This window comes from Microtetraspora niveoalba, from assembly GCF_001570405.1.
GTDB lineage: Bacteria > Actinomycetota > Actinomycetes > Streptosporangiales > Streptosporangiaceae > Microtetraspora > Microtetraspora niveoalba.
Genome location: NZ_BBYM01000039.1, coordinates 21,585 through 28,265, shown reverse-complemented (window position 1 = coordinate 28,265; position 6,681 = coordinate 21,585). Strand labels below are relative to the sequence as shown.

Annotated in this window: 8 protein-coding genes and 1 pseudogene; 2 read left to right on the top strand and 7 right to left on the bottom strand. The window is 69.6% G+C overall.

From position 1 onward, the window contains the following. Window positions 1-204 precede the first annotated feature (204 nt). Together AWQ70_RS41645 and AWQ70_RS31215 are read left to right on the top strand one after the other, a co-directional pair. Window positions 205-714: pseudogene (locus AWQ70_RS41645) on the top strand (tyrosine-type recombinase/integrase); the annotation flags it as partial. A 279-nt stretch (window positions 715-993) separates the two neighbouring features. Continuing rightward, a complete protein-coding gene (locus AWQ70_RS31215) occupies window positions 994-1,518 on the top strand; it encodes a murein hydrolase activator EnvC family protein (RefSeq protein WP_245647233.1) in 525 nt (174 codons plus the stop codon). Between the two features lie 228 nt (window positions 1,519-1,746). On the opposite strand, the gene AWQ70_RS31210 is transcribed toward AWQ70_RS31215, so the two are convergent. The 7 genes from AWQ70_RS31210 to rimM all read right to left on the bottom strand — a co-directional run bounded on the left by AWQ70_RS31210 (window position 1,747) and on the right by rimM (window position 6,643). Further along, window positions 1,747-2,070 carry a DUF2469 domain-containing protein gene (locus AWQ70_RS31210; RefSeq protein ID WP_067184127.1) on the bottom strand — a complete coding sequence of 108 codons (324 nt, stop codon included), beginning with the start codon at window positions 2,068-2,070 and terminating at the stop codon, window positions 1,747-1,749. A gap of 39 nt (window positions 2,071-2,109) precedes the next feature. Next, a complete protein-coding gene (locus AWQ70_RS31205) occupies window positions 2,110-2,835 on the bottom strand; it encodes a ribonuclease HII (protein ID WP_067184266.1) in 726 nt (241 codons plus the stop codon). A 218-nt stretch (window positions 2,836-3,053) separates the two neighbouring features. Beyond that, entirely contained in the window at window positions 3,054-3,647 is a 594-nt protein-coding gene (gene lepB, locus AWQ70_RS31200) for a signal peptidase I (RefSeq protein WP_067184263.1), read from the bottom strand. Window positions 3,648-3,663: 16 nt separating this feature from the next. Further along, complete coding sequence (gene lepB / locus AWQ70_RS31195; RefSeq protein WP_067184124.1) at window positions 3,664-4,473, bottom strand: signal peptidase I; 810 nt, start codon at window positions 4,471-4,473, stop codon at window positions 3,664-3,666. A 161-nt stretch (window positions 4,474-4,634) separates the two neighbouring features. After that, on the bottom strand, window positions 4,635-5,000 hold the full coding sequence (gene rplS / locus AWQ70_RS31190) for a 50S ribosomal protein L19 (protein WP_067184120.1): 366 nt from the start codon (window positions 4,998-5,000) through the stop codon (window positions 4,635-4,637). Window positions 5,001-5,203: 203 nt separating this feature from the next. Beyond that, window positions 5,204-6,124 (bottom strand): tRNA (guanosine(37)-N1)-methyltransferase TrmD, encoded by a 921-nt coding sequence (gene trmD / locus AWQ70_RS38155; RefSeq protein ID WP_084518007.1) that lies wholly within the window; start codon window positions 6,122-6,124, stop codon window positions 5,204-5,206. Continuing rightward, window positions 6,125-6,643, bottom strand: a complete 519-nt coding sequence (gene rimM / locus AWQ70_RS31180) for a ribosome maturation factor RimM (RefSeq protein ID WP_067184117.1) — start codon at window positions 6,641-6,643, stop codon at window positions 6,125-6,127. Window positions 6,644-6,681 lie beyond the last annotated feature (38 nt).

Genomic DNA, 6,681 nt, shown 5'->3' with positions numbered 1-6,681 from the left:
CCCTCCTCCCCCGCCTCCCGCCCGCCGCTCCCCACGAAGCCGACCCCAGGCCCGAAGCCGACCCCAGACTCGAAGACGGCGCCGGACTCGAAGACGGCGCCGGACTCGAAGACGGCGCCGGACTGGAATGCAGCACCAGCCCCGGAACCGGCCACGGAGCGGGAACCGACCGCGGCCCCCGAGCCCGCACGGCGAGCGGCGGACGACCCGAGAGATCTGCGCGACACCGCGATGCTCGAACTGCTTTACTCCACCGGCATGCGGGTCGGCGAGTTGTGCGGCCTCGACGTGGACGATGTGGACCGCGACCGCAACACCGTGCGGGTCCTCGGCAAGGGACGCAAGGAGCGGGTCGTCCCGTTCGGCCTGCCCGCCCTCAGGGCGTTGGACGCGTGGTGCGTACGCGGCAGACCGTTGTGGCTGCGCGAGGGCAGCGGCCCCGCCCTGTTCCTCGGCGTACGGGGCGGCCGGATCGACCAGGGCACGGTACGGAGGGTGGTGCATGCCCGGCTCGCCGAGACAGAGAACGCCCCCGACATGGGACCGCACGGGCTGCGGCATTCGGCCGCGACCCACCTTCTGGAAGGCGGCGCGGACCTGCGCAGCGTCCAGGAAATGCTCGGCCACGCCTCCCTGGCCACCACCCAGATCTACACGCACGTCTCAATCGAACGGCTGCGCAAGGTCTACCGCCAGGCTCACCCCCGCGCCTGAGAACACAGCCGGCCCTCTCAGCACCAACGCCCCCGAATCCCCCTTGTCCCGGGCGCGTGGACGACATAGCCGAGCGCGGATCGCACGCTCCATGCCCGCCGGCACCCACATCACCGGGCGCCCGGACGACACGGTGAGTAGCGGGTAACGGCGGCGAGCCCGTTGTCCACAGAACCGCGTTCGGGCGCAGGGGACGGTGTCCGTCGCTGCCACTCTGCACCTATGTGTTTTCTCGCCATGATGTTGGCCCTTGTCCTGGGGGCGCCCCCGGCTCACGATGTGCAAGGCCCGCCCCGCTGGCAGTGGCCCCTGTCGGGCCACCCCGTTCTGGTCAGGCGCTTCCAACCGCCTCCCCAGCGGTGGCTGGCCGGGCACCGGGGTGTGGACATCGGTGTCCTGCCGGGTGCGACAGTTCACGCGGCCGGGCACGGAGTGATCGGGTACGCGGGTCCGCTGGCCGGGCGCGGCGTCGTGACCGTGATCCATCCTGGAGGGTTGCGGACCACGTACATGCCGGTCCGGGCCTCGGTACGGCCCGGCCAGGCAGTGGAGGGCGGCAGCCCGCTCGGGATCGCCGAGGATCTGCCCGGCCATTGCCCCGTGCCCTGTCTGCACTGGGGACTGTTGCGCGGAGCCGTCTACCTCGATCCCCTGCTGCTACTCGGGCTCGGCCAGGTCCGCCTGCTCCCCACCACAGCAGGCCGATCCGATGCCCAGCCCTGGCAGCACCTGACGCCCCTCGCCACGGGCCCGCCGCTAACGGCCGGGCAGAACCACGGCGGGAACGACCGGCCGAACAACTAGGCCGACCCCGATGCGAGCGACCTGCCGAACAACCGGCCCGAACCCGATGGGAGCCTCTGCCGAACAGCCGGCCCGGAAGCCGAGAGCGGCCGGCTGCGGCAACGACCGACAGAACCGCCGGGCCGGCAGTGTGCACAATGGCCCGCCAAGCAGCCCGCCAAGCAGCCGGCCGAGCAGCCGGTGGAGCGGCCGATAGTGCGGCCGAAGGAACGGCCGACAGGGTGGACGTCAGCCGGAGAAGCCCTCCTTGGGCATTTCGAGATCCGGCTTGGCCAGCTCTTCGACGTTGACGTCCTTGAACGTCACTACCCGGACGTTCTTGACGAACCTGGCGGGCCGGTACATGTCCCAGACCCAGGCGTCCTGCATCTTCACGTCGAAGAAGACGTCGCCGTTCTCGGCCGTGCGCACGTCGAGATCGACAGAGTTGGTGAGATAGAAGCGCCGCTCGGTCTCGACGACGTAGGTGAACAGCCCGACTACGTCGCGGTACTCCCGGTAGAGCTGCAACTCCATCTCGGTCTCGTATTTTTCGAGATCCTCTGCGCTCATTCCGGTCCTCCTGTTTCGCACCCCGCCAAGGCCGCGCGGTCAGACGACACCGGCCTCCGCTCCATTCTCTCGCATCTCCTCATCCTCCCCGGTCAGACCGTGACGCACCACGACGGTGACGCCTGTACGCGTCCCGGTGACGTTCACGAAGGAGAACCGGTGATGCGGGGTGGGACCGTGGGCGGCCAGCGCCCGCCGATGTCCCGGCGTCACATATCCCTTGTGTACGGCGAAGCCGTACTCGGGGTGGACGTCGTCCAGAGAGCGCATCAGCCGGTCCCGGGTCACCTTCGCCACGATCGAGGCCGCCGCGACGCAGGCAGCCACCTGGTCGCCCTTCCAGATCGCCAGGGACGGCGCGGGAAGCCCCGGCACGGGGAAGCCGTCGATCAGCACGTATCCCACGTCGACGCCGAGACCGGCGACCGCGCGGCGCATTCCCGAGATGTTGCTCCTGTGCAGGCCCCGGGCGTCGATCTCCTCCGGGGGGATGACGACGACGCTCACCGCCCGTGCCTTGGCGTTGATCAGGTCGAACAGCCGCTCGCGCCTGGCGGGCGGCAGGAGCTTGGAATCGCTCAGCCCCTCGATCTCGCGTCCGAGGACGACCGCGGCCACCACCAACGGCCCGGCGCAGGCGCCACGCCCGGCCTCGTCCACACCCGCGACGGGCGTGAACCCTCGCCGAGCCAGTGCACGCTCGTAGCCGTAAAGTCCCGAATCCCGCCGGACGACGCTCGGACGCGGGCGATACGCAACTGTCATGACGAACAGCAGCGTACGCCCCATTCCGTCCGGGCGGTACGGCACGGCACAGCCCAAGAGCCCGGCACAGGCCGCAGACACCGCACAGCCCAAGAGCCCGGCACAGGCCGCAGACACCGCACAGCCCAAGAGCCCGGCACAGGCCGCAGACACCGCACAGCCCAAGAGCCCGGCACAGGCCGTAGACGCGGCAGAGGCCGAGGGCGCGGCGCCGCCGGTCACCGGACCTTGGAGAACGTCTCCGGCCGGGAAAGGAGGCCGAACCGCGAGAACGGCCAATATCGGATGAACGCCCGGCCGACCAGGTCATCCTCGGAGATGGTGCCCTTGTACTCGTCGTCGATGTACTCACGGGAGTCGCGCGAGTTGTTCCGGTGGTCGCCCATCAGCCAGACCCTGCCCGGGGGAACCTTCACCTCGAACCGCTGCTTCGAAGGATAGACACCGGGATAGAGGTACACGTCCTCCTCGTCGAGGGGTGTCCCGTTCACCGTGATCCGGCGCTTGGCGTCGCAACATTTCACCGTGTCGCCACCGATGCCGATCACCCGCTTGATGGTGTCCTCGCCGTCCCAGCCCTTGAAGACCACGATGTCGCCGCGCTCCACATCGCCGACGACGTAGGCGAGCTTGTTCACCGCGACCCTGTCGTTGATCAGGAGTGTGTTCTCCATCGACCCGGACGGAATGTAGAACGACTGCATCACGAACAGGTGCACCAGCACGGCCACGATGATGCCGCCCAGGGTGAACAGGATGGAGTCGCGCCAGCCGGAGGACTTCTTGGCGGGGGGATCCTTCTCTTCGGTCATGGTCACCTGCGGCAGGTTACCGCCTCGCGCGTAGGCGACGTCTAAGGGCTATGAGGGGGACGGCGCCGGCGAAGCCGGCGAGCACCGGCGCCGCACCGCCCAGCGCTCCGACGGCGTGCAGGGCGGGCTGGTTGAACGTCTCGGGGATCGGCAGGATCTTGGCCCGGTCGAACGGCCACACGATCACGAAGGCCCGGCCGATCACCTGCTCGATGGGGATGGTGCCGCCGCCCGGATCGCCCTGGTGGGAGCGCGAGTCCAGCGAGACGGACCGGTGGTCGCCCATCACCCAGAGCCGCCCCGCCGGCACGGTGACCTCGAAGTTCGACAGCGAGGGCACGTCCCCGGGGTAGAGGTAGGACTTCTCCTCGATGGGCGTCCCGTTGACGGTGATCCGGCCCTTGGCGTCGCAACATTTCACGGTGTCGCCCGGGACCCCGATGACCCGCTTGATGTAGTCCTTCTCACCCGGGATCAGGCCGAACGAGGTGCCGACCCAGCGGAAGAACCCGGCGACCGGGTTCGACGGCTCCTCCTGGGGCACCTCGCCCTCCCAGGAGTCGACGCCGGAGAAGACCACGATGTCTCCGCGCTCGATGTCGCGTACGTGGTAGACGAGCTTGTTGACCAGGACCCGGTCGTTGACCAGGAGGGTGTTCTCCATCGACTCGGACGGGATGTAGAACGCCTGGACCACGAAGGACTTGATGAGCAGGGCCAGCACGAGGGCGACCACGATGAGAACGGGAAGTTCCTTCCAGAAGGAACCCTTTTTCTCCTTGCCGTCTCCGGCGGCCTGCTGGGTGTCTTCCGCGACCACGTCCACCCCGTCCTCGGCCGGGTGGCGCGTGCCTGACCCGGTGCCTCGCTAGTAATCGCTGTCGAGCCTAGATGATGTCCCTGACCGTGACCGTCGCCGACGCGGCATCATCACGGAAAAGAAAATGGCCCGCACCACAGGGGGTACGGGCCACCATGTCGATCGCCTTACTTGGCGGCCGGAACCGCTTCGCGCTTCTCGCGGATGCGGGCGGCCTTGCCGCGCAGGTCGCGCATGTAGTACAGCTTGGCGCGACGGACGTCACCTCGGGTCACGACCACGATCTTCTCGATGACCGGGCTGTGGACCGGGAAGGTGCGCTCGACGCCGACGCCGTAGCTGACCTTGCGGACGGTGAAGGTCTCACGGGCACCGCCACCCTGGCGGCGCAGGACGAAGCCCTTGAACACCTGGATACGGGACCGGTTGCCTTCGACGACGCGGACGTGGACCTCCAGCGTGTCACCCGGGCGGAAAGCCGGTACGTCGCTGCGGAGGGCAGCCTTCTCGAGCTCCTGGATCTGCGTGTGCATGACAGCGGTTCCTCAGTTGACATGGGCGCGCGGAGGTCCACCCGGCCGGGCCGTGGGCTCGGCGACGAGGGGGACACACGCGCTTGGCTTGATATGTCTTGGGGCCGGGTCTGTGCCCGGCCACGCCGCCACCGTGAAGTGGGCAGCAGCGATTCAGTTTGCCATATCTTCGGCCGCCACGCGAAACGAAGCGCGTATCCGGCTCATCCGCCGGACGGGTCGGCCTCGCCCCGGACCTCGTCGAGAACCGCCCGGTCACGCTTGTCGAGCCCGTCCGGGTCGAGCCTGGCGAGCAGCTCGGGCCTCTTCGCGGCGGTCCGGCGGAGCGCCTCGTCGCGGCGCCAGCGGGCGATCTTCCCGTGGTGCCCGGACAGGAGGATCTCGGGCACGTCGTGTCCGCGCCAGGAGGGCGGCTTCGTGTAGACGGGCCCTTCGAGGAGGTTCTCCATCGCGCCGGGCGCGAACGAGTCGTCCGCCACCGACGCGGCGTTGCCCAGGACGCCGGGCAGCAGCCGTCCGACGGCCTCGACCATGACCAGCACCGCCGCCTCGCCCCCGGCGAGGACGTAGTCGCCGATGCTCACCTCGTCCACGCGGAGGCGGGAGCCGTACTCGGCCATGACGCGGGAGTCGATCCCCTCGTAGCGGGCCGGGGTGAACAGCAGCCAGGGCTCCTTGGCGTACTCCAGGGCCACCTGCTGCGTGAACGGCCGCCCGCTCGGCGTCGGCACGATCATCCGCGGCAGGAGGAGGCCCTCCGGCATCCCCTGCCGGAGTCCCCCCGGCGCCGCCTCTCCCCCGGCGGGCGCCGACAACCGGGCGTCCCCGGCTTCACCGGCTCCGGCCGCGACATCGGCCGCGGACGCGGAGGGTTCCCCGGCGTGCCGCGCGAGCGCGGCGGCGATGACCGCGTCGATCGCCTCGCCCCAGACCTCGGGCTTCATCACCATGCCCGGCCCACCGCCGTACGGAGTGTCGTCCACGGTGCGGTGCACGTCGTGGGTCCAGTCGCGGAGCTGGTGGAGGTGGATGTCGAGGATGCCGCGCTCGCGCGCCTTGCCCATGAGCGAGACGTCCAGCGGGGCGAAGTACTCCGGGAAGATCGAGATGATGTCGACGCGCATCTATTCGGCCTGGTCGAGGTCCAGCAGGCCGGGCGGCGCGTCGACCACGAGCACGCCCTTCTCCAGGTCGATCTCGGGGACCAGCGCCTTGACGAACGGCACGTACGCCTCGCCGCGGGACGGGCGGCGCACGACGAGCAGGTCCTGGCCGTGATGCAGCACGTCGGCGACCTCGCCCACCGGCTCACCGGTGACGGTGACCACGGCGAGCCCGACGAGTTGGTGGTCGTGGAACTCGTCCGGGTCGTCGGACGGCGGGAGGTCGGCCGAGTCGATCACCAGCAGCGTGCCGCGCAGCGCCTCGGCGGCGTCGCGGTCGTCCACCCCGACCAGGCCGAGCAGCAGGATGCCCTTGTGCCAGCGGGTGCCCTCGACCTCCAGCGGCCCTGCGGAGGCGGGGTCGGTGGCGAGAGCCGTACCCGGGGCGAAGCGCAGCTCCGGGTCGTCGGTGCGCACCTCGACGGTGACCTCACCGCGCACTCCGTGCGGTCGGCCGATCCTGCCAACGACTAGCTGCACTTCTCCTCTTTCTCCGATCGGGGTTCTCCGAGCGGGCC